20 protein-coding genes and 1 tRNA gene are annotated in these 21,423 nt (G+C 60.4%); 9 read left to right on the top strand and 12 right to left on the bottom strand.

The annotated features are described in order from the left end of the window. Window positions 1–10: 10 nt before the first annotated feature. The gene (locus tag C8D04_RS18395; RefSeq protein ID WP_116003003.1) at window positions 11–565 is read right to left on the bottom strand and encodes a D-Ala-D-Ala dipeptidase; all 555 of its coding nucleotides are present in this window, start codon (window positions 563–565) and stop codon (window positions 11–13) included. Window positions 566–728: 163 nt separating this feature from the next. Between C8D04_RS18395 and C8D04_RS18390 the strand changes: the two genes are divergently transcribed. After that, window positions 729–1,199, top strand: coding sequence for a YqaA family protein (locus C8D04_RS18390; RefSeq protein ID WP_199563029.1), 471 nt, complete (start codon window positions 729–731; stop codon window positions 1,197–1,199). Here the strand turns inward: C8D04_RS18390 and C8D04_RS18385 are convergent. From C8D04_RS18385 to C8D04_RS18365, 5 genes are all read right to left on the bottom strand, one after another. Continuing rightward, entirely contained in the window at window positions 1,150–2,778 is a 1,629-nt protein-coding gene (locus tag C8D04_RS18385) for a bifunctional aminoglycoside phosphotransferase/ATP-binding protein (RefSeq protein ID WP_116003001.1), read from the bottom strand. The genes C8D04_RS18390 and C8D04_RS18385 overlap by 50 nt on opposite strands. A gap of 301 nt (window positions 2,779–3,079) precedes the next feature. Further along, window positions 3,080–4,318 (bottom strand): diguanylate cyclase, encoded by a 1,239-nt coding sequence (locus tag C8D04_RS18380; protein WP_243405770.1) that lies wholly within the window; start codon window positions 4,316–4,318, stop codon window positions 3,080–3,082. A 411-nt stretch (window positions 4,319–4,729) separates the two neighbouring features. Beyond that, complete coding sequence (gene rarD / locus C8D04_RS18375; protein WP_116002999.1) at window positions 4,730–5,605, bottom strand: EamA family transporter RarD; 876 nt, start codon at window positions 5,603–5,605, stop codon at window positions 4,730–4,732. Window positions 5,606–5,894: 289 nt separating this feature from the next. After that, window positions 5,895–6,890: a hypothetical protein gene (locus tag C8D04_RS18370; RefSeq protein WP_133243660.1), complete on the bottom strand. Its 996-nt coding sequence runs from the start codon at window positions 6,888–6,890 to the stop codon at window positions 5,895–5,897. A gap of 129 nt (window positions 6,891–7,019) precedes the next feature. Further along, window positions 7,020–7,931, bottom strand: a complete 912-nt coding sequence (locus C8D04_RS18365; RefSeq protein WP_347708428.1) for a hypothetical protein — start codon at window positions 7,929–7,931, stop codon at window positions 7,020–7,022. Window positions 7,932–8,214: 283 nt separating this feature from the next. Here C8D04_RS18365 and C8D04_RS18360 point away from each other — a divergent pair, with 283 nt between their 5' ends. Then, complete coding sequence (locus C8D04_RS18360) at window positions 8,215–9,369, top strand: hypothetical protein (RefSeq protein ID WP_133243659.1); 1,155 nt, start codon at window positions 8,215–8,217, stop codon at window positions 9,367–9,369. Window positions 9,370–9,427: 58 nt separating this feature from the next. Here the strand turns inward: C8D04_RS18360 and C8D04_RS18355 are convergent, their stop codons facing one another. The 6 genes from C8D04_RS18355 to C8D04_RS18325 form a co-directional block, all read right to left on the bottom strand. Next, window positions 9,428–9,673, bottom strand: a complete 246-nt coding sequence (locus C8D04_RS18355) for a hypothetical protein (protein WP_133243658.1) — start codon at window positions 9,671–9,673, stop codon at window positions 9,428–9,430. Window positions 9,674–10,138: 465 nt separating this feature from the next. Further along, complete coding sequence (locus C8D04_RS18345; protein ID WP_133243657.1) at window positions 10,139–10,672, bottom strand: hypothetical protein; 534 nt, start codon at window positions 10,670–10,672, stop codon at window positions 10,139–10,141. Further along, complete coding sequence (locus tag C8D04_RS18340; RefSeq protein WP_116002993.1) at window positions 10,669–10,944, bottom strand: helix-turn-helix transcriptional regulator; 276 nt, start codon at window positions 10,942–10,944, stop codon at window positions 10,669–10,671. Before C8D04_RS18340 ends, C8D04_RS18345 begins: the two co-directional genes overlap by 4 nt. Before the next feature lie 76 nt (window positions 10,945–11,020). Then, window positions 11,021–12,292: a tyrosine-type recombinase/integrase gene (locus tag C8D04_RS18335; RefSeq protein WP_233521058.1), complete on the bottom strand. Its 1,272-nt coding sequence runs from the start codon at window positions 12,290–12,292 to the stop codon at window positions 11,021–11,023. A 170-nt stretch (window positions 12,293–12,462) separates the two neighbouring features. Continuing rightward, on the bottom strand, window positions 12,463–13,557 hold the full coding sequence (ychF, locus tag C8D04_RS18330) for a redox-regulated ATPase YchF (RefSeq protein WP_116002991.1): 1,095 nt from the start codon (window positions 13,555–13,557) through the stop codon (window positions 12,463–12,465). An 89-nt stretch (window positions 13,558–13,646) separates the two neighbouring features. Beyond that, on the bottom strand, window positions 13,647–14,528 hold the full coding sequence (locus tag C8D04_RS18325) for an MOSC N-terminal beta barrel domain-containing protein (RefSeq protein WP_116002990.1): 882 nt from the start codon (window positions 14,526–14,528) through the stop codon (window positions 13,647–13,649). 77 nt (window positions 14,529–14,605) lie between these two features. Here C8D04_RS18325 and C8D04_RS18320 point away from each other — a divergent pair, with 77 nt between their 5' ends. The 7 genes from C8D04_RS18320 (at window position 14,606) to miaB (ending at window position 21,302) form a co-directional block, all read left to right on the top strand. Next, window positions 14,606–15,733 carry an FAD-dependent monooxygenase gene (locus tag C8D04_RS18320; RefSeq protein WP_116002989.1) on the top strand — a complete coding sequence of 376 codons (1,128 nt, stop codon included), beginning with the start codon at window positions 14,606–14,608 and terminating at the stop codon, window positions 15,731–15,733. Window positions 15,734–15,794: 61 nt separating this feature from the next. Continuing rightward, a complete protein-coding gene (locus C8D04_RS18315; RefSeq protein WP_116002988.1) occupies window positions 15,795–16,511 on the top strand; it encodes a DsbC family protein in 717 nt (238 codons plus the stop codon). A 21-nt stretch (window positions 16,512–16,532) separates the two neighbouring features. Continuing rightward, window positions 16,533–18,350, top strand: coding sequence for a M61 family metallopeptidase (locus C8D04_RS18310; RefSeq protein ID WP_116002987.1), 1,818 nt, complete (start codon window positions 16,533–16,535; stop codon window positions 18,348–18,350). Between the two features lie 62 nt (window positions 18,351–18,412). After that, window positions 18,413–19,192, top strand: coding sequence for an enoyl-CoA hydratase (locus C8D04_RS18305; protein ID WP_116002986.1), 780 nt, complete (start codon window positions 18,413–18,415; stop codon window positions 19,190–19,192). 59 nt (window positions 19,193–19,251) lie between these two features. Continuing rightward, window positions 19,252–19,328: transfer RNA gene (locus C8D04_RS18300), tRNA-Met, on the top strand. A gap of 97 nt (window positions 19,329–19,425) precedes the next feature. Continuing rightward, complete coding sequence (locus C8D04_RS18295) at window positions 19,426–19,872, top strand: hypothetical protein (RefSeq protein ID WP_116005911.1); 447 nt, start codon at window positions 19,426–19,428, stop codon at window positions 19,870–19,872. A gap of 92 nt (window positions 19,873–19,964) precedes the next feature. Beyond that, window positions 19,965–21,302, top strand: coding sequence for a tRNA (N6-isopentenyl adenosine(37)-C2)-methylthiotransferase MiaB (gene miaB, locus C8D04_RS18290; RefSeq protein ID WP_116002985.1), 1,338 nt, complete (start codon window positions 19,965–19,967; stop codon window positions 21,300–21,302). The last annotated feature ends 121 nt before the right edge of the window (window positions 21,303–21,423 follow it).

Here is a 21,423-nt window from a genome sequence, read left to right as displayed (position 1 = left end):
GCGCGCCGCCTCAGCGTGCGGCGAAATCCTTGCCTGCCTTTGCCGGTGGCAGGGTGCCCTGCTGCACAAACAGCCACCACGCATCGGCTGAATTCTCAAACCGGTATTGCGCCATGAGCGTCCTCAGCCACTGGCGGTTGTGCTGCACATCGGGTGCAAAACCGTCCGCACCACCCGACGCGCCCGCCAGAACCACGCCGGATGGTGTGCCCATGTCGACATCTTCTCCGTCTGCAAGCGGCCCGCGCACGGTCTGGCGGGCTTTCATGCCGTCCATCACCCGCACCCGCACAATCCAGCCACCACTGCGGGCTTCGCAGCAGGCATCCAGGGCCAGGCCCTGGACCTGCAGATCTTGCGCGATGTGTGCCAAAGCCGCGGGCGCGGTCGGCACATCGGCACAGTGTGGCGCACCGATGTGCGTGTGCAGCACCACCGCATGGGTGTTGTGCGCCCATGCCGAAAACACGAGTGCTGCGGCCATCAACCACCAGTGCGTGTTGCCGATGCCCGAGGCAGAGCGAGAGAGCTGCTCATAGGGGTGCCGTGTTGAAGCGATGGCCATGGGATTCCTCCGGGTTGCTTTCCGTCTGGGTTGCGGTAGATCCACGATACAAAAGCAACCCGTGCCACGGCATGCGTGCATGGCGCACCATGCTGTAGGACAACGCCACCAGGCCGCCAAACCAGCGTGCAGGGCCCCTACACTGGCTGGCATGGAAACCTGGATGCATCTGCTACTCGAATGGCTGGCCCTGCCCCAGTTCGGCCTGGGCACGGTTTTTGTGGTGTCCTTTGTGTCGGCCACGCTGCTGCCGCTGGGGTCTGAACCGGCGGTGTTCGGGCTCATCAAACTCAACCCAGACCTGTTCTGGCCCGCCGTCATGGTGGCGACCTTGGGCAACACGCTGGGGGGCGGCGTCAGTTGGTGGATAGGGCTGGCAGCCCACAAAGCCGTGGACCGCGCCCGTGGCTACCACAAGGATGCACGCGCCATCGCCTGGTTGCGGCGCTTCGGGGCCAAGGCCTGCCTGATGAGTTGGCTGCCCGTGGTGGGCGACCCGCTGTGCGCCGTGGCCGGCTGGCTCCAACTGCCGTTCTGGCCCTGCCTGGCCTACATGGCTGTAGGAAAATTTTTGCGCTACCTGGTCATGACAACGGTGTTGCTGCACATGATGCCAGGCCAGGTGGCTCTGTAACCTCTTCGCGCGGCAACAAGACATCCCAGTCCACAGGCCGCGTGGTATCCACATGCACGGTCCGTGCTTCCTCTTGCGCCGACAACGGCCGTGCAGCCGCCCACTGAGATTCCAGCACCTCCAGCCCCGCCTCGGAGGCATCGCCTCCCGCCTGCTGGCGCGCCTGCACCCGCGCACGCAGCACGTCCAGCGGCGCTTCGAACGACAGAATGCGGCACGGCGCCTGCAGGGCATCGGCCAGGGCGATAAAGCGTGCCCGCAGGGCGGCGTTCAGAAAAGTGGAATCGACCAGCACGGTGTATTCGGCTCCCAGCGCAGTACGGGCCACCTGCGCCAGCCGGTCATGGGTGCGCTGCGAAGCCTCGCGGGTATAGATGCCGCCCGACACCACCGCGCTCGACGCATGGGCGAGCAGACCAAACAGGCGCTTGCGCTCCACATCGGCACGTACACGCACCACGCCGCGCTGCTCGATCAACCCCTGTGATTGCGTGCTCTTACCCGCCCCCGAGAACCCATGGGCCAGCCACAACGCGGCAGGCTGAGGCTGGATGCTGCGCGCCGCCAGTTCCAGGTAGCGCTGGCGCTCCAGCGCACTGGCAGCCCGCGCCGCCCCATCCGCCTGTGCCCTGCGCATGCCCGCGACCCGGGCGCGCACCAGGGCGCGGTAGACGCAGTAGTAGCGCAGCACGCGCAAGCCATCGTAGTCGCCGGTGTGTTCCAACCAGGCATTGAGAAAACGCCACGCCAAATCAGAGCGGCCCCGCGCCTCCAGGTCCATCACGAGAAAAGCAATATCGGCCACGCAGTCGATCCAGCGCAGCGCCGGATTGAACTCGATGGCATCGAACAACTGCGGCCCGGCGTCGGTCAGCACCAGGTTGGCAAGGTGCAGATCGCCATGGCACTCGCGCACCCGGCCCGCATGCAAGCGCGCATCGAACACAGGCGCCAGAGCGGCCCCTTGCGCGGCGCACCACTGCGCCAACCGTGGCAACGGGGAGGGCTGCGCACAGTCACCGGCTTCCTCCTGGCTCTGCAAGGCCTGCAGACAGTCGTGCACCGGGCTGCACACGGCGCGTGCGTCGCCAAAGCCCTGCCCTGGCTGCGCCACGGCAGCCCCGCTCTGGAACTGCGACACGTGGCGCGCCAGAGCGTCGATGTGCGCGGGCTGCAAGCGCTGCTGCTCCAGCACATGGCTGAGCAGCATGTCTTGCGCAAACCGGCGCATGCGCACCGCGGGCTCGGCCCCAGCAGGGGCCTGATCGGCAGGCAATACACGCAGCGCGCCGTGCTGCTGCTGCACTGCCACCAGCCCAAGGTACAGGTCGGGGGCCGTGCGGCGGTTGATGCGCAACTCTTCCAGACAGGCAGCACGGCGCAGTGCGGTGGTACTGAAGTCCAGAAAATCGAGCTTCAGCGGTTTCTTGAACTTGTAGACAAAATCGCCCGCCAGCAGCAGCCAGGAGATATGGGTCTCGATGCACTCCACGGCCTCTGCGGCATGGCCAAACGCCTGCGGTTGGCTCTGCAGTTGGCGCACCAAGGCTTCGGCCGCATCAAAACTGCCCGTCAACATGGCCGGCTCGCCCGCAGAAGAATACGCACTCCATCGTCCAGCCCCGGAAGAGGTAGACCACCACCCCCTGCGCCCGATGGTTCCGGGGAACGGGTGTCATGGAGAGGGACGGCATGGGAAGCAGCGGCAGGCGCCGGGAAAGACAACAGCATGGTCTTCGAGTGTGCCCGCTGCTTGACCAGTGTCAACCGCCCCGATCAAGAAGCCGAAAGAGGATCGCGCCTCTCTGGGCAGCACTGCATTTGCTATCAAAAATAGAGCTTCAAGCGCTTACCAGTAAAGCGCCAGAATCGAAAAACACTCAAACTCTCGAGACCAACCGCTGACCGTGTCGCACGGCAGTGATCACCGAGCCTTCGTCGTCCTGGGCGTCGGGGTCTTCGCCCAGCAGCTCCACAGTGACGGACGGATCGCCCTTGGCCACTGGCTCTTCGACGACCACCTGGTTGCGTCCGCCTTCCTTGGCCATGTACATGGCGGTATCGGAGCGCGAGAAGAACTCCAGCACCGACTCGCCCGGGATGTACTGCGTAACGCCAATGGACACCGACACCCGGCACTTGAGCAGGCCCGTCCAGGGGTGCGCCTCGACCTGCGCACGGATGCGCTCGCAGGTGTTGAGCGCGGGCAGCAGCGAAGTGGCCGGGAAGATGAGCAAAAACTCCTCGCCCCCGTAGCGGCCAAAAATATCACCAGCCCGCACATTTTCCTGCGCCACGCGGGCAAAACTGCGCAATACCTCATCACCACCCAGGTGCCCCAGTTCGTCGTTGATGCGCTTGAAATGGTCCAGGTCGACCACGGCCAGGCACAGGGGAATGCCGGTTTCATCGGCCAGTTGCTTCTGCTCCTCCAGCGCCGCGACGATGTAGCGGCGGTTAAAACACCCCAGCAGCGTGTCGCGCTGCGCATCTTCCTGGATGTTCTTGATCTTGCGGCTGGCCCGGTGCAGGATGCGCTGCAGCATCTGCACCTTGCCCACCAGGTAGATAAAGCTGGGCAGCGACACGGCCAGTGCCACGAAATGCATCACTTCGAGCCGCAGCAATGCATCGTTCTGCTGCGCCGTGTAATGCAACGCAATCACCACCGCATAACCCGACAGCAGGGCCCATGCCACCAGAAACGCCGTGTTGCGCGGAATGCGGTACATGCCATAAGCCATGGTCACAAAACTGAATGGCGCCAGCAAGATCTGCGTGGCCGGTTCCAGGTACACAACCAGCAACATGCATGCCAGGGCGCACACCACAATGGGGAGTTTGAGCCGCTTCTCCTGCGCCCGCATGTGCAGGCCCGACTTGAAGGCACCCAGGAACACCAGCGAGAGACCAACGATCAGGCCCGACAGCACATACAGCGTGCGCGACTGCACCATGTCCAACGCATGAAAAACCACCGCGGCCGCCAGATACAGGCCGACCAGCGACAGGGCGATCAGCCATTTCTGTGCATTGGTTCGCCGCCCGCCCGCCATGCCCGCATCGGCCCTGCGGCGCGCGTCCTGCAAGACCACGGCCGACGAATCGTCGAAGTCCATGCTCGCATCGGTGAATGGAAAGGCCTCTGACGCAGAGAACTGCGGTTTCCCGCTTTTAAAAATCATGGTCAAAAGTGAGGCTGCAGCCATGGCACATGGAGTGGAGAGAACACCGTCGGTTGTAAGAAGGAAGAAGGTCGTACCGGAAACGGTAGCGCGGCCCGCTGTATACACTATTTGTTACATCGCGACCCAAAAACCGCTCACCGGAGAATGGTATCCGTACCGAAAAGGCGCTTTGTGTGCCGCGCCCCCACCAAACCACTGCGCAAACACCCTGCAATCAAACCCTTGTCAGAACGCTCTGCGAAGCGTCTGCCCACGCTGGACACGGCATCATAAGGAGAACCGCCCCCATCCCTCCCCGTATTTACCAGTAGCCACGCAACGCACGGACCGCGGGCTGATGCATCACAAGGCCGGACGTGCGCGGGCCCACCAGCCTTCCAGCGAGTACACCAGCAAAGCCGCCCAGATCAGCATGAAACCGGCCAGACGGGACAGCTCGAACGGCTCATGGAACAGCCATACACCCAGTGCAAACTGCAGGCTGGGCGACAAATACTGCAGGATGCCCATCGTGGCCAGGGGAATCCGCCGTGCGCCCGCGGCAAACAGCAGCAGGGGAATGGCGGTGATCGGCCCGGCAAGAACCAGCCAACCCAAGGCGGCAGAACTCCCCTGCACCAGCACCCCCTGGCCCTGCCAGGCCCAAACGCCCAGGCCGATGGCGGCCAGCGGGGCCAGCAGCACAGTCTCCAGAGCCAGCCCTTCCAGCGCCCCCAGCACGGCCACCTTGCGCAGCAGGCCATAAAAACCAAAAGTCAGTGCCAATACCAGCGCGATCCAGGGCAAGCGGCCCGCCTGCACCGTCAGCCACAGCACCCCGGCGGCGGCCACCGCCACCGCCAGCCACTGGCCCGGACGCGGGCGCTCGCGCAAAAAGAAGAATCCCAAGGCCACGCTGACCAGCGGCAGAATGAAATAACCCAGGCTGGCATCCACCACATGACCGTTGTTCACTGCCCAGACATAGGTCAGCCAGTTGGCCGACAGCAACAGCGCCGAGACCGCAAAGGCCCCCAGCACCCGCGGCTGGCGCAACACCGCACGGGCCCAGGCCCATTGCCGGCGCACCGCCAGTACGCACAGCACGAACACCAGCGACCACAGGGTGCGGTGCAACACCACTTCCAGCGCTGGCACGTCGGTCAGTTGCCGGAAATACAGCGGGAACAGTCCCCAGGACAGGTAGGCCAGCGTGGCGTAAACGATGCCAGGATTCATGTACGGCAGTCAGTGGGGCGCATCCGCCGCAGAAAAAAAGACCGCCATGGCATACCTGCAAAGCAGCAGGCCATGACGGCCAGGCCCCAAAGGCCTCAGACGTTGAACAGGAATTGTTGCTGTAAGGGCATGATTTGATTGGTTATCGTCTCTGCTCTACTCACTTGGTGCCCCCTGCCATGCCCCCAAATCCATCGGATACGGGTGAACATTGGCGAACACAGGGGCTCCCTGCTTCGGTTCAGTCTAGCTGAAGTTGACCTCCTTGATTCCTATTCGATCTTGGCGGTCAGTTGTTAAGCAGGGCCACATTCCACTTGGATCGGAACTGGTCTACCGCTACCGTTGCAGCCCCTTCCAGCCAGAAGACCTGTACAGCGCCCTCGGGGCTACGGAGATAGCAAGCAGGCATCGTTTTAAGCTGGCGAACGTTGCCCTTGTCCATCGCGAAGACCTCCGATTCTGCGTACTTCGCGGCTCCGAAATCAATGCCGTGCTTGCGACCAAGTTCAACAGCCAGTTGGCGGTTCTGGCTGGTGCAAGCAACGTCAGGAGCCACCGTCAGAAGCGTCCAAATCTTCTTGCCGTCTTCAGTGCGAAGCTGCTCGGTTTGATCTTTATTGGTGACGGGCTCCAGGCTATGGCCCTTCTCCTTGAAGGGGTCGATCTCACTTCCGGAATAGGCAATTTGGGGCGTATGAACTTTGCCGTCTTCCGGAGGCTTGAACATGTTGAGCACCTTCTGGCGATTGGCCTCCCCAACGGATATTTTCTCAGCAGGCGCGCCCTTCGATTCGTTTTCAAGGATGCTCTGCTCCAGCCGGTCTGCAATGCTGGTTCGGGTGAAGTATGAGAGATCTAGGCGGGTCCGCTGCGCGTTGTCCCCTTCGATGGTGAACACCACTTCTTCCGATGAGGCCAAGATGGCATAGCAACCTTGGTGCGGCTTCCCGGAGTCATCCTTGAAAGACAACGCCTTGATGATGTCAGGATTGAGTGCCGACTCGTCTGCGATGTCTTTCTTAATCGAGGCCCGTTCGCAAGGCCCATCCAGCAGGGTCATGACGTTGCCTGCATCCGCATACTGATAAAGGGCCTTCGGCTCTTGCGGGCTGGCCGTGGTCTGAACAGGAACCGCTTGTACTTCAGCCTTGGAGGGCTCTGGCACGTCTGTCAATTTATGATAAACGAGCACGCCCACATTGGAGATGATGAAGCCCGCCAGGAAGATTCCAGCGATCCAGTTTCCTATTTTTTTGACTTTGGCTTTTTCTTCAGGGGTCATGTTGAGGTTACGCAAATGGTGTTGAAGCATGCGCACAAACGTCGCATGCATAGGGTCAAAAATGCCGTGCACTGTCCAACCTGAATCAGGTTATCCCAGAACAGGTTTGGATGCATCTACGGCCAAGCGCTATCCAAAAATAACTTCTTCGATTTTGCTGAAATCGAGGTATCGCCCGTGCAGAGCTTGGGCCGTCTCTTCATCTCCGATGGCCTTGTATGCGGCCAGACAAGCCTCCAAGGTCACCGCCTGGAAACCTGACACAGCAGGGTCAGGACTGATGCACTCTCGTTGATAAAGCTTGGCTGCGCTATCGCAATGGTGGTTCTGCTTGGGGTAAATCAGGATGAATCGGCCCGACTCACAAAGCCCATTGCCCACCATAGCGCGACTGAGCATGTGCTCCCGCCATAGCTGCTGAATCGGATTGCCTCTGAGCGACGCGGATTCCGGCTCCCGATAAATGCCCACAGCTCGGGACAGTTCGTCATAGCGTGGGCGCAGTGTTGCCAGGGGCTCGGCCATGGCCTCGGAATACTTCACTTCGATGGCAACAAAGCCTTGCTTACCCTCGGGGGTACGGCAGGTCACGAACACGTCAAAGGCTGTGTTGTCCGCAGTGAAGGATGCATCCCCTCGCCCTGGTGAATGCTCGAAGTAGATGCCCTCCACTTCTGCAACGTAGTCAGGAAAAAGGTGCCGAAAGAACTGGTTGCCCTTCTCAGGATTGAGCTTCAAATCGCCGAACAGGTTGAAGCACAGGGGCTGGCTGGACAGCATGTTGGTCCATAGGCGCTCCTGCTCAATGACTGCACCAATCTCCCGGTAAACGGACTCGCGGAAAGCCAGCTTGGCGATGGCTGGGGAAAGGAAGTTTGCCCCCTGCTTGGCACAACTGGCTTCGATGCGGCTACCCAGCTTGCGGGGCTCCCCATTGGCTGGGGTGTGGGTACCCATGGGAATGCCCTGCTCTGTTCGCCACAAAGCCTGCAAGAGCCTTGTGGTGGCCTTGAACCGGGTGTCTCCCGGTTCATGAACCATGTGCGCCTGGAGGATGTCTGGGGGAACTAGCGGAAGTCGGTCTTGATACATGTTTGTCCTTGGATGGCGTGAGGGGGATCCCTCTTGCTCAGATTCCAAGAACAGGCCTAGTTGTTTAGGCCTGCCTGCGGTCATCGTCCGGCAGCGCGCAGCGGTCCCAAATCCAAGTTCGCAGTCCAGACTCTCAACTTCAAGAAATTTTTTGCGAAATCTCGTCCATCTCGTCGAATCTTTTCGTTCTAAACGTTATATGTGCCTCGATCAACTGCCAATGGAGGCGTACATGCATGACGACTATCAATCCGACAACAGCAATGAAGGGGAGTACGAGGCACGGACTCGGCTGGAACGTGGCGACGGTGGCTATCGACCTGATGAGAATTTCCCGCGTGGGCTGGGATCATCAGATGCCGCGAAAATCTTCTACGCGGTCCACGGAGATAGCAAAGAACTGCACGACCGTGCTCTTATGCAGGAATTTCTACGCACCTCCCTCTATCTTGACGCTCGCGTGCACCAAATCAAACGCTATTCGCCAAGGAAGAAATCTGTGTACGCTGCCGAAAATATACGCATGTCTCAGATTACCGAGATATCAATTGATGACCCGTACGCCAATCCAAGGGATATCTCAAGAGATGAGTTCATTGATCAATATAGCGCCGTAGCGTTTGCCAACCATAAAGGCTTCACTCTTAACGTGCATTTGACAATCTCCTGGGAACTGCTGGGAGTTATGCCAAAGCGTCAGTCTAGAGAGAAGATAGAGATCCACGACAGTTTTTTACATCCCTTGAGAGACTGGATGAAAAAGAGAAGTCAGCCCTTCTTTTGGATATACTCAAACGAGCGCTCAAAGGCCGTAGGTTTTCATACCCACTATCTGATACACGTCCCAGAACATCTGGCAACAGAGTTCAATGAATATATCACAAAACGATTAAATAAAATCAATAAACTTCCGTCGTTTAACGAAAAATCTTTTGACATCAAATTTGACAAAAGGATGGACCTATTCAAACAATGGTTACGTTTTCAATATCTCTGCAAAGGCGTTAGCCGCTACGCCAGGATTTCTCACAAGAACAGCGTTGACAAAGTCTACCTTGAGGATTTGGTTAAATTCGGATATGAAAATCCGGGGGATCTACGGGAGATGCGCAGAATTGCACATTCAGCCAATCTGAATAAAGACGCGCGGGACAGTCACAGATTCAAGTCACTGATGGAAAAAGGTGAGCTTGATGTCATCCAACTTTACCCGCAGGGGAAAGTTACGCCAGACACCAACAGAGAAGCAGCGTCAACTAGGTCCGCAAAGCCCCTTAACCCATTTCTGCGCTTTGAGACACTGGGCGAGAACACAGAAGAATCGCAGATCTTCAGCTTTCTACATGAAAAATATCCAATTAAATCAATGACTTACGGAGCAACCTAGAGGCAGAAATGCCCTAGCGCAATTTCGGTGGAAATTGGCCACGCATGGTGGCCAATCTTTAGCGCCGCCTCCGTATCCCAAGTTCCTCCATCACAGAGCACAACCCAATAATTCCTTTAACAGGTCTCTTTTGAAGCTCTCCATCAACAGTAATTGTCCCGGTCGAAGGCCAGAAGTTTATAGCACCTATCTTCAGCTGAGATGGCGGGATATACCTATAGCGAATACCATATTCATCCAACCAATTTGCCATTTCCTTGATTGCGATCTGAATATCCTCACTTTTTTCAATCACTAGTTTCATACCTTCTTTCCTTTCCTTAAATTCAGCCACATCCATAGCTGCACAAAACTATGGACAGAACCCGAAATCCATAGATAGAGAATGCAGCAGATAGCCTCAGAGGGGGGGTACTTTATGTAGCGTTCGGAAAGAAAAAAAACTAGTTTTTGATGAAAACTTGCAAAAAAAAGCCGGTCTGCAGACCGGCTTTTTTTCTTGTGACTGACTCTTCAGCGGCTAGGCAATGTTGACAACCATCTCCTTGCTTCGTTCATTGGAATCAGCGTCCTACGTCCAACTTTTCGGGCGGAAAGCCGACCGGCCTTCATCTCTGCGTATGCGAATGTCCGTCCAATACTTGCCCAGCGACAGAAATCTCGAACAGTAAACAATCCTCCGAAATATCCTGACAAATCTTGCGCATTCATAGCTTCCTCATAAGTGATTAATACACCACATATATGCAACGACTGCCCTAACACTATATCAACGGACTACGCTAATCCAGCCCTTCTCAGATTGAATCATCTTGAACTCCGCTTGGATTGTCACGCCATCGCCTTTTTTCAGATCCTGCCCAACAAGTCTTGCCCCATCAGGTGAAGCTTGCCACGCACCATTCATATATTCCCAAATAGCCGCATCAGGGCAACTCTTCTCCCAAAAAGCAGACTTTCTTTCTGCGATCTTCTGAGTCAACTCATAACGCTCTTTGTTCTTCTTGACTCCTTCATGGTAGTCAAGATTACTGAAATCCACTTTTGGGAGTTCAGCCCCCCAAAAATCCTCTTTCGCGAAATCACTAGTAAATTCGACTCTGTACTCGATGGCCATGAGATAAAAATCGCCGCGATCAGCACCATTGATCTTTTTTACATCTACAGGCCGAACAATCTTGCAAGGCAACCAGAACTCCTCCAACCCCTTTGTCACGTCTTTTGCTTCGGGGACAGAAGGTTTCAGGCAACCCAAGAGCGCCACTGAAAGACAGCCCATCACCCCCCATTTAGTCAAACTCACTTAATATCTCCTCGGTAAAATACACTTTCCAATTTATCCAGCAAAGGTTTTTGACTCATCAGTTCCGCGAATAGCTGTACGGGGTCAACGCCCAAGGCATTAGCGACGGCAATCAATTCGATGATGTCTAGACGTCGCTCGCCACGTTCATATTTCGATACATAGCTCTGAGGTTTACCCAACTTTGCAGCCACCTCGGCCTGAGTAATACCCTTGGCTTCCCGCAGTTCAACTAATCTAGTTCGCAAAACGCTGTAATGGGGCGTATGCATAGGGTTTGACATTTGAACGACTATCCAACCCAAAATGGGTTATCCCAAAACCGGTTAACCCGAATTGGGTTTAAACTCATTGCCCAGTCGCCCGGCAAGCCTTCATCCGAGCCTCGTCCAGCAGGTCCGCCCATCGCTGCATCATGGTGGCCCGGTCCTTGAAGTAGTCCGCGTGGTTGTAGGTACGGCGCACAACGTTCGGCTCGTCGTGGGCTAGCTGACGTTCGATCCAGTCCGGGGAAAAGCCCATTTCGTTGAGCCGCGTGCTACCTGTGGTGCGCGTGGCATGCGGGCTGAACTTGCCTGCCCAGCCCAAGGCCTTCAGCATCTGCCTGAACGATGCCGTCACCATTGGTTTTCTCCTGTCGTCCCGGTGGGGGAAGACATGACATCGATTCCCCGTGAGCGTGGACAGGCTGCGCAGCAATGCGACGGCTTGGGTCGGCAATGGAATCAAGTGCTCCTTGCGCTTTTTCATCCTCTGCGCCGGGATGCGCCATAACGCTTGATCCAAGTCGAACTCGCACCATTCGGCCTCGATCACCTCGGATGGGCGGGCCAGAGTCAGCCACATGAGGAAGAATGCGGCCTGGATTTGGTAGTAGCCGCCGTGACCTTCCACCGCGTTCAGCAGTGCTCCCACTTCCTCGAAAGATAAAGGCCGCTTGTGCTGGGTCTTGTTGGCAGGCAAGGCCTTGCGGACTGGGTAGACCGGATCAACCTTGGCTCTGAGTGTGGAGACAGCAAACTCGAAGATGGCAGACATGGTGCGCTTCGCCTCGCACATCACACTATTGCCGTTGTTTGCGTCCGCACGTCTCAAGATATCGAGCACATGCGCGGGTTCCACTTGGCTAACAGGTAACGCCCCTACATGGGGGAAAACAACGCGCTCCAGCATGTTCAACCGGCGTGACTTGGTGACGTCCTGCCAGTCCCGCAGCCTCACCCACTCGCGGGCAATGATGTCGAAGGTATTGGAGTGCTCCAACCCCAGCTTGATGCGATCCAGGCGCTTTTGCTGTGCTGGATGTTTGCCCTGCTCCACCAACTTGCGAGCAGCCTCCATAGCCTCTCTCGCTTCACGAAGGGGCAGCTTCGGATAGCTCCCGAGGGCTACGCGGTTCTCTTTGCCAAGAAGGCGGTACTTCCAACGCCAGTGCTTGGCTCCATTGGGCTTGACTTCCAGATAAAGCCCGTTGCCTGCAAAGAGTTTGTAAGGCTTGCTGGTGGGCTTGGCAGCGCGAAGGGCTGCATCACTGATGCCGCGCCGGGCCGGACTTTTGGGGGCATGGGGAGCGGCTGCATCGCCAGCATCCATGCGGGTTTCGAGGTGGTTTGGGGGCATGATTTCTCCTGGGGAGGGGGCAAGCACCCTGCGTGCCCCCAGTCATGCCCCCATATAAGGAAAATGCCCCCGAACGCTCTAGTTCACTGGCGAACAAATTCCCTATATTTTTCAGTAGGTTAGCCAACACCTGCGAACGTTGGCGAACCCTGAAAAACAACTCTTCCTGTTTAGACGTTGAACAGGAAGTTCAGCACATCGCCATCGCGCACGATGTATTCCTTGCCTTCAGCGCGCATCTTGCCTGCATCTTTGGAGCCCTGCTCGCCCTTGTAGTGAATGAAATCATCGAAAGCGATGGTCTGGGCGCGGATGAAGCCCCGCTCGAAGTCGCCATGGATCACGCCAGCGGCTTGCGGCGCAGTGTCGCCCACGTGGATAGTCCAGGCACGCACTTCCTTCACCCCGGCAGTGAAATAGGTCTGCAGCCCCAGCAGCTTGTAACCAGCGCGGATCAGGCGGTTCAGGCCCGGCTCGTCCTGCCCCATCTCGGCCAGGAACATGTCGCGGTCTTCATCGCTCATTTCGGCCATTTCGGCCTCCATCTTGGCGCAAATGGCGACCACAGGGGCATTCTGCGCAGCCGCGTACTCCTTCAGGCGTTCCAGCAGCGGGTTGTTTTCGAAGCCATCTTCGCTCACATTGCCCACGAACATCGCGGGCTTGGCCGTGATGAGGCAGAACGGCTTGAGCAGGGGCAGGTCCTCCTTGCTGACCGGCACACTGCGCGCAGGCAGCCCCTGGTCGAGCGCTGCCTGGATGGGGGTAAGCAAAGCGACGATCTTGGCGGCTTCCTTGTCGTTACCGCTCTTGGCGGCCTTGCTGTAGCGGTTGAGCGCTTTCTCTACCGTGCTCAGGTCGGCCAGGCACAGCTCGGTCTGGATGACTTCGATATCGGAGATTGGGTCCACGCGGCCCGCCACGTGGATCACGTTGTCGTCCTCGAAGCAGCGCACCACATTGACGATGGCGTCCGTCTCGCGGATATGGGCCAGAAACTGGTTGCCCAGGCCTTCGCCCTTGCTGGCACCGGCCACTAGGCCGGCGATGTCCACAAACTCGACGATGGCCGGCACGATGCGCTCGGGCGTGATGATTTCGGCCAGTTGCTGCAGGCGCGGATCAGGCACCTCGACCACGCCGGTGTTGGGCTCGATGGTGCAGAAGGGATAGTTCTCGGCGGCGATGCCGGCCTTGGTCAGCGCGTTGAAGAGGGTGGACTTGCCGACGTTGGGCAGGCCCACGATGCCGCATTGGAGGCTCATGGCAGGGCTTTCAGGTGTTCTGGGGACAAACCGTTGATTTTAAGCCGCGCAAACAAAGACCACCCGATAGACTTCAGCGATGGCCCGTTTCAGTCAAAGCACAGGTCGGCCGCAACGGCCTGCCCCACGCGCAGCACCTGGCCGGCTCCCTGGCACACGATGGCGTTCATGCCAAAAGTGACAGCGCCACCCAGCCGCCTGTCCTGGCGGTAGCTGCGCAGCATGTCGCCCACGGCGGGGCTGCTCTCAGCCGTGGCCGGGTCGATATTGGGAATGGGGCAGCGCGCACAGGGCTTGACCGGCTGCAGCTGCACTTGGGCAGCGCCGACGTCAATGCGCAGCAGCTCCAGACGGTCTTCATCGTGCGCCTGCACGCCGTCGATGACCACATTGGGCCGAAAGCGTTCCATGCCCACCGCGGGCTGGCCTGCGGCTTGCAGGCGTGTGTTGAGTTCCTGCAGCGAGGCCGTGCTGGTCAGCAGAAGGGGAAAACCGTCGCTGAACTGGTTGGGCACCGCGCGCCCGCTGGTCCAGTCGGTGCTGGACAGGCGCCGCTGCGCCGGATCGAAGCGCACCAGGCGGCAGGGTTGGCCCAAAAAGGCGGTCAACCAGCGGGCGGCTTCGTCGCCCATGTCCCAGGCCGGCACGGTGTCTTTCCAGACCACCACCGGGGTGTGCGGCGGGGCCACATCGGTTGCCAGGGGCACGCGCAATTCACCCAGACCGGGAGCCTGCAACAGCAGCGCCCCTTGGTCGCGCGCAATGCGGGGCCGGATCAGCGCCATGCGGGGCACGGCGCGCTGTGTGAGAAACGCGCCCTGTTCATCCACCAGCATCCAGGCGCGGTCGAACTCCAGGCCGGTTTCGGTCAGCAGGGCCTCATGCACCTCGATGCCCGCGCAGGACTTGACGGGATAGATGAAAAGGCGCGCCACGGCGCCCGAGAGATCAGCGTTGCTATTGAAGGCCACGGCAGGGGGTTTCCATCGCACACAGGGACAAAGCCTGCAAGCATAACCCTCAGGGGCGGGCCTCCTACAATGCCCGGATGGCGCAATCCTTTGACATCTGTATCCGTGGCGCGGGCGTAGTCGGCCGCACCCTGGCACTGCTACTGGCCCGCGAGCGGCTGAACGTGGCCCTCGTCGCCAACACCGCACCGGCACCAGAGGCAGCCGATGTGCGGGCCTATGCCTTGAACGCGGCCTCGCGCGCGCTGCTGGAATCGCTGCGCAGCTGGCCCGACGCCGTGCACGCCACGCCGGTCACGCACATGCGGGTGCGGGGTGACCAGGAGGGCGAGGTGCACTTTGACGCCGCGGCCCAGGGCGTACCGGCCCTGGCCTGGATTGTCGATGTGCCCGCGCTGGAGGCCCGCCTGCAGGACGCCGTGCGCTTTCAGCCGCAGGTGGAACTGGTGCAGGCCCCCGTGCCGGCCGCGCTCACCGTGGTGTGCGAGGGCCGTGCCAGCCGCACCCGCAGCGAACTGGGCGCCGAGTTCGACATCACGCCCTACCCCCAGCACGCCATTGCCGCGCGCATGGCTTGCGAAAAACCGCACGGCCAGGTGGCCCGGCAATGGTTTTCGCCGGACGGCAGCATCCTCGCCTTTCTGCCCCTGGAGGGCGAAGGCGGCAGCACCGTGGCGGTCGTCTGGTCTGTAGCGCCGCCGCTGGCTGCCGAACTGCTGGCCCTGGAGGCCGATACCTTTGCGCAGCGTATGCAGGCGGCCAGCCAAGATGCGCTGGGCGCCTTGACGCTGGCCAGCGAGCGCGCCACCTGGCCGCTGCAGCAGGCCCAGGCGCGCCACTGGTGCGGCACCCTGCCGACCAACCCTGCAGCCGCGTGGGTGCTGGCGGGCGACGCCGCACACAACGTACACCCGCTGACGGGCCAGGGCCTCAACCTGGGCCTGGGCGACGCCCAAGCGCTGGCCCAGGTGCTAGGCGGGCGCGATGCCTGGCGCAGCGTGTCTGACCTGCGCCTGCTGCGCCGCTACGAGCGCCAGCGCAAGACGGCCCTGGCGCCCATGGGCCTGGCCACCGATGGGTTGCACCAGCTTTTTTCACGCCCGCAGGGCCCTTGGCAGATGCTACGCAACTGGGGCATGAAAGGCTTTGACCACAGCGGCCCTCTGAAAGACTGGATGGCCCACCAGGCCATGGGAACGCGCTGAAGGCAATGCACTCCAACGGCGCAACACCCTTACGCCGCCCCTTGAACCTTTGAATAAAACCATGCAACTGATCCCCTCCCTGCTCGCCGCCGCCGCACTGACCCTGGGTTTTTCCGCCACCGCCCAGGAAGCCGCCATCCGCAAGACACTGGCCGAGCGTATTCCGCAAATGGAAAAGATCGACGAGGTACAGCCTACGGCCATGTCGGGCCTGTACGAAGTGCGCATCGGTACGGACATTTTCTACACCGACGCCAAGGGCAACTACCTGATCCAGGGGGAGCTGATCGATACCCGGGCGCGCCGCAACCTGACGGAAGACCGCATCAACAAGCTCTCGGCGGTGGATTTTGCAGCGCTGCCGTTCAAGGACGCCTTCACCATCGTGCGCGGTGACGGCAAGCGCAAGGTGGCGGTGTTTGAAGACCCCAACTGCGGCTACTGCAAGCGCTTCGAGCGCGACATGCAGAACGTGGACAACGTCACCGTCTACCTGTTCCTCTACCCCATCCTCAGTCCCGACTCGGCCGAGAAATCGCGCAACATCTGGTGTGCCAAAGACCGTACGACCGCGTGGGAGGACTACATGGTGCGCGACAAGACCCCGGCCGCCGCCACCTGCGACACCAGCGCACTGCAACGCAATCTGGCTTTCGGTAAAAAATACAAAATTACGGGCACGCCCACGCTGATTTTTGCCGATGGCAGCCGCGTGCCCGGCGCCATCCCGGCCAAGGACGTCGAAAAACGCCTGGGCGAGTCCGCCGCCAGCAACTGACACCCCGCGCCCGCACCGCCCATGGCCAACGCACGCTCCACCGCCGCTGCTGCGGTGCACTACCGCATCGAAGCGCCCGACCCACACCAGCACCTTTTCCACGTCACGCTGACCGTGGCCCGCCCTGCAGCGCAGCAGGAACTGGCGCTGCCTGTCTGGATACCGGGAAGCTACCTGGTGCGCGAATTCTCCAAAAATCTGCAGAACCTGCAGGCCCGCCAGGGCAGGCAGGCGCTGGCGCTGCAGCAACTGGACAAGCACCGCTGGATGGCGACGTGCCAGCCCGGCAAGCCGCTGGTGCTGCACTACGAGGTGTATGCCTGCGACGCCTCGGTACGCACCGCCTGGCTGGACGCTGCGCGCGGCTTCTTCAATGCCACCAGCCTGTGCCTGCGCGCCGAGGGACACACCGAACAGCCCTGCACCATTGACATTTTAACTCCTGAAAATATAGCTACCAGCGCACAGTGGTCGTGCGCTACAGCCCTTTTTCCTTTAAAAGTGGATGCCTGGGGGTTTGGCCGCTACCGTGCCGACGACTACGACACACTGGCCGACTGCCCGGTGGAAATGGGCGCCTTCTGGAGCGCGCGTTTCACTGCCGGTGGCGTGCCGCACCGCTTTGTGGTGGCAGGCGCCGCAGCGTCTTTTGACGGCAAGCGGCTGCTGGCCGACACGCGCAAAATCTGCGAGGCCGCCATCCGCCTCTGGCACGGCGAGGGCAAGCCGCCGTTCAAAAATTACCTGTTCATGCTCAACGTGGTCGATGACGGCTATGGCGGGCTGGAGCACCGCAACTCCACGGCCCTGATCTGCGCCCGGCGCGACCTGCCGCGCAGCACCGCGCCTGCGGTGGGCGAGGGCTACACCACCCTGCTCGGCCTCATCAGCCACGAGTACTTCCACGCCTGGAACGTCAAGCGCCTGCGCCCCGCAGAGTTCACCCGCTATGACTACGCGCAGGAGAACTACACACAGCTGCTCTGGTTTTTTGAAGGCTTCACCAGCTATTACGACGATCTGCTGCTGCGCCGGGCCGGGCTCATCGACCCTGCCAGCTACCTCAAGCTGCTGACCAAAACCATCCAGCAGGTGCTGCAAACGCCGGGCCGCACGCTGCAGACCGTGGCCCAGGCCAGCTTTGACGCCTGGGTCAAGTTCTACCGCCAGGACGAGAACACCCCCAACGCCACCGTCAGTTACTACACCAAGGGCGCACTCGTCGCCCTGTGCCTGGACCTTGCGCTGCGCGCCGAGGGCCATTGCACGCTGGACGATGTGATGCGCGCCTTGTGGCAGCGCTGCGCGGGCGGCCCCATGGACGAAGCCACCCTGCGCGCCGTGCTACACGAACTGGGCGGCCGCCCCTTTGACACGGAGATCGACGCCTGGGTGCACGGCACCGGCGAACTGCCGCTGGAGGCGCTGCTGGCGGCCCAGGGCATCACGCTCAAACCCGAAGCCGCCCAGCCCGCCCAGCGCCTGGGCCTGCGCGTGACAGAAAACGCGGCAGTGCAGATCAAAACCGTGCTGCGCGGCAGCCTAGCCGAGCGCGCCGGCATGGCCGCCGGCGATGAATGGATCGGCATCGAAGTGCAGGGCCAAGGCTGGCGCATTGCCAAGCTCGACGACATCGCGCTGTATGCCGGGGCAGAGACGGCCGTCACGGCCCTGGTCGCCCGCGACCGGCGCCTGCTGCGACTGCCCCTGACGCTGGCCCATCCGCCCGCCAAGAGCAGCAAAGGCCGCAAGAGCGCCGCACAGCCCGCCATGGCCGACACCGTGTCGCTCAGCATCACCGACGCAGCCCGCGCCACGCGCTGGCTCGATGGTCTTTGATCGGCCCCGCACTGCCGGGGCCTTGGTTATCGTTTTATTTTTAATTGCAACAGGAGAACGCCATGGCCTACGAAGTCATTGAAGTCCGCACCGAAGCTGAAAAGGTCGGCATCATCACCCTCAACCGTCCCAAGCAGCTCAATGCGCTGAACGACCAGCTCATGGACGAGCTGGGCCAGGCCCTCAAGGCCTTTGATGCGAACGACAAGATAGGCTGCATCATCATCACCGGCAGCGAACGCGCCTTTGCCGCCGGGGCCGACATCGGTGCCATGGCCAAATACAGCTTTGCCGATGCCTACAAAGGCGACTACATCACGCGCAACTGGGAAACCATCCGCAGCATCCGCAAACCCGTCATCGCCGCCGTGAGCGGTTTTGCGCTGGGCGGCGGCTGCGAGCTGGCCATGATGTGCGACTTCATCATCGCTGCCGACACAGCCAAGTTCGGCCAGCCCGAGATCAAGCTGGGCGTGATTCCGGGCGCCGGTGGCACCCAGCGCCTGCCGCGCGCCGTGGGCAAGGCCAAGGCCATGGACATGGCCCTGACTGGCCGCATGATGGACGCCCCGGAGGCCGAACGCGCAGGCCTGGTCAGCCGCGTCGTGCCTTTCGAGAAAATGATGGAAGAAGCCCTGGGCGCCGCCCTGGTCATTGCCGATTTTTCGCAGATCGCCGTGATGGCGGCCAAGGAGTCGGTGAACCGCGCGTTCGAAAGCGGCCTGTCCGACGGCGTGATGTTCGAGCGCCGCCTGTTCCACGCCCTGTTCGCCACCAGCGACCAGAAAGAAGGCATGGATGCTTTCGTGAACAAGCGCAAGGCGCAGTTCCAGCATCTTTAAAAATCCTGGCAGCCGAGCTTTGGTTGCCCGTTTTTTTTGTTCTATAATTCCATTTTTTCGGTGGTATAGCTCAGTTGGTTAGAGCGCAGCATTCATAATGCTGATGTCCCAGGTTCAAGTCCCGGTACCACCACCATATTGAACCCACAGTGGCAACACTGTGGGTTTTTCTTTGGGTGCACGCAACGCAGGCGCCCGTAAAATCGCGCTTTCACAGCCCCTGGATGAACACCATGAACCGCTGCCCGACCGCACTTTCCCCTTCTCGCCCCCGTCTGGGGGCCCTCCTGCTGGCCGTGCTCTGCGCCGCAGCCCCTCTGGCCAGCGCGCCTGCTGCCGCACAAGGTACGGTGCAGGGCTCGATGAGTGGCATGCGCAACTTCCCCGATGCGGCGCTGCGCGGTTCGCTGGTGATTACCGGGGCCTCCGATGCCGAGATCAATGGCAACGCCATCCGCATGGCACCCGGCATGCGCCTGTTCAGCCCGCAGAACACCCTGGTGATGATGCACACGGTCAAGGGCCAGCAGTTCACCGTGAACTACCTCATCGAGAACAGCACGGGCATGCTGATTTCTGCCTGGATCCTGAGCAACAGCGAAGCCGCACAGCCGCGCAAGGGCAGCGACGCCGTGCAGCACAACTACCGCTTCGAATCCGACGCCACCCCCGTGCGCTGACCCCGCGCACCCGGCGGCTGCCGCGCGCCTGCCTCCCGCCCTGCGGCGGGCGCAGCGCATGCAGCCTACCCCCTGTTTTCTGAGAGCTTGCCATGGCCAAAAAAGTCTTTATCAAAACCTTCGGCTGCCAGATGAACGAGTACGACTCGGACAAAATGGTGGACGTCATGCGTGCCGCCGAGGGCTACGAACCCACGCAAAACGTCGATGAGGCGGACCTCATCCTGTTCAACACCTGTTCGGTGCGCGAGAAAGCGCAAGAGAAGGTATTTTCCGACCTGGGCCGCGTCAAGCACCTCAAGGAGCGCGGCGTGAAGATCGGCGTGGGCGGATGCGTGGCCAGCCAGGAAGGAGCCGAAATCATCAAGCGCGCGCCCTATGTGGACATCGTCTTCGGCCCCCAGACCCTGCACCGCCTGCCCGATCTGCTGCAGGCACGGGTGCAGCAAGACCGTCCGCAGGTGGACATCAGCTTTCCAGAGATCGAAAAGTTTGACCACCTGCCGCCTGCGCGGGTCGAAGGCGCCAGCGCCTTCGTCTCCATCATGGAAGGCTGCAGCAAGTACTGCAGCTACTGCGTGGTGCCCTACACGCGCGGCGAAGAGATCAACCGCCCTTTCGACGATGTACTGGTCGAGGTGGCGGGCCTGGCCGACCAGGGCGTGAAAGAAATCACCCTGCTGGGCCAGAACGTGAACGCATACCGCGGCGCCATGGGCAACACCAGCGAGGTGGCCGACTTTGCGCTCCTGCTGGAATACGTGGCTGAAATCCCTGGTATTGAACGCCTGCGCTTTACCACCAGCCACCCCAACGAATTCACGCCGCGGCTGATCGAGGCCTATGCGCGCATTCCAAAACTGGCCAACCACCTGCACCTGCCGGTGCAGCACGGCTCGGACCGCATCCTCATGGCCATGAAGCGCGGCTACACCGCCATGGAATACAAGAGCACGGTGAAAAAGCTGCGCGCCATCCGCCCGGATCTGGCCATGAGCAGCGACTTCATCGTGGGCTTTCCGGGCGAGACCGAGGAAGACTTCGCCAAGATGATGAAGCTGATCGACGACATCCACTTCGACAACTCGTTCAGCTTCATCTTCAGCCCGCGCCCGGGCACGCCCGCCGCCAACCTGCACGACGACACGCCGCACGAGGTCAAGCTGCGCCGCCTGCACGAGCTGCAGGCCGTCATCAACGGCAACATCAAGCACATCAGCGAGGGCCTGGTGGGCAAGGTGCAGCGCATCCTGGTCGAGGGCAGTTCCAAGCGCGACGGCAACGAACTCATGGGCCGCACCGAGTGCAACCGCGTGGTCAACTTCGCGGGAGACCCTCGCCTGGTGGGCCAGATGGCCGACGTCACCATCACCGAAGCCAAGACCTACACCCTGCGCGGCGAGGTGCTGGTGCGTGAAACCACGGGATAATCCATCAAAAATGAGAGCTGCTTGCGCTTGATACACAAGGTTTTAAAGTACTTTTCTATTGAAAAATATTGACCATCAAGCGCTAGCAGCTCCTGATTCAGGAGCATTCATCCTATAAAAA

Source organism: Simplicispira sp. 125, from assembly GCF_003096555.1.
GTDB lineage: Bacteria > Pseudomonadota > Gammaproteobacteria > Burkholderiales > Burkholderiaceae_C > Simplicispira.
Note: the sequence above shows the minus strand (reverse complement) of the source record. Positions and strands in the feature narration are given on the sequence as shown.

What these genes read in the sequence shown, in the direction of transcription:
- C8D04_RS18395 (WP_116003003.1), bottom strand. Translation starts at nt 565, where the DNA reads ATGGCCATCGCTTCAACACGGCACCCCTATGAGCAGCTCTCTCGCTCT.
- C8D04_RS18390 (WP_199563029.1), top strand. Translation starts at nt 729, where the DNA reads ATGCATCTGCTACTCGAATGGCTGGCCCTGCCCCAGTTCGGCCTGGGC.
- C8D04_RS18385 (WP_116003001.1), bottom strand. Translation starts at nt 2,778, where the DNA reads ATGTTGACGGGCAGTTTTGATGCGGCCGAAGCCTTGGTGCGCCAACTG.
- C8D04_RS18380 (WP_243405770.1), bottom strand. Translation starts at nt 4,318, where the DNA reads ATGGACTTCGACGATTCGTCGGCCGTGGTCTTGCAGGACGCGCGCCGC.
- rarD (WP_116002999.1), bottom strand. Translation starts at nt 5,605, where the DNA reads ATGAATCCTGGCATCGTTTACGCCACGCTGGCCTACCTGTCCTGGGGA.
- C8D04_RS18370 (WP_133243660.1), bottom strand. Translation starts at nt 6,890, where the DNA reads ATGACCCCTGAAGAAAAAGCCAAAGTCAAAAAAATAGGAAACTGGATC.
- C8D04_RS18365 (WP_347708428.1), bottom strand. Translation starts at nt 7,931, where the DNA reads ATGGTTCATGAACCGGGAGACACCCGGTTCAAGGCCACCACAAGGCTC.
- C8D04_RS18360 (WP_133243659.1), top strand. Translation starts at nt 8,215, where the DNA reads ATGCATGACGACTATCAATCCGACAACAGCAATGAAGGGGAGTACGAG.
- C8D04_RS18355 (WP_133243658.1), bottom strand. Translation starts at nt 9,673, where the DNA reads ATGAAACTAGTGATTGAAAAAAGTGAGGATATTCAGATCGCAATCAAG.
- C8D04_RS18340 (WP_116002993.1), bottom strand. Translation starts at nt 10,944, where the DNA reads ATGCATACGCCCCATTACAGCGTTTTGCGAACTAGATTAGTTGAACTG.
- C8D04_RS18335 (WP_233521058.1), bottom strand. Translation starts at nt 12,292, where the DNA reads ATGCCCCCAAACCACCTCGAAACCCGCATGGATGCTGGCGATGCAGCC.
- ychF (WP_116002991.1), bottom strand. Translation starts at nt 13,557, where the DNA reads ATGAGCCTCCAATGCGGCATCGTGGGCCTGCCCAACGTCGGCAAGTCC.
- C8D04_RS18320 (WP_116002989.1), top strand. Translation starts at nt 14,606, where the DNA reads ATGGCGCAATCCTTTGACATCTGTATCCGTGGCGCGGGCGTAGTCGGC.
- C8D04_RS18315 (WP_116002988.1), top strand. Translation starts at nt 15,795, where the DNA reads ATGCAACTGATCCCCTCCCTGCTCGCCGCCGCCGCACTGACCCTGGGT.
- C8D04_RS18310 (WP_116002987.1), top strand. Translation starts at nt 16,533, where the DNA reads ATGGCCAACGCACGCTCCACCGCCGCTGCTGCGGTGCACTACCGCATC.
- C8D04_RS18305 (WP_116002986.1), top strand. Translation starts at nt 18,413, where the DNA reads ATGGCCTACGAAGTCATTGAAGTCCGCACCGAAGCTGAAAAGGTCGGC.
- C8D04_RS18295 (WP_116005911.1), top strand. Translation starts at nt 19,426, where the DNA reads ATGAACCGCTGCCCGACCGCACTTTCCCCTTCTCGCCCCCGTCTGGGG.
- miaB (WP_116002985.1), top strand. Translation starts at nt 19,965, where the DNA reads ATGGCCAAAAAAGTCTTTATCAAAACCTTCGGCTGCCAGATGAACGAG.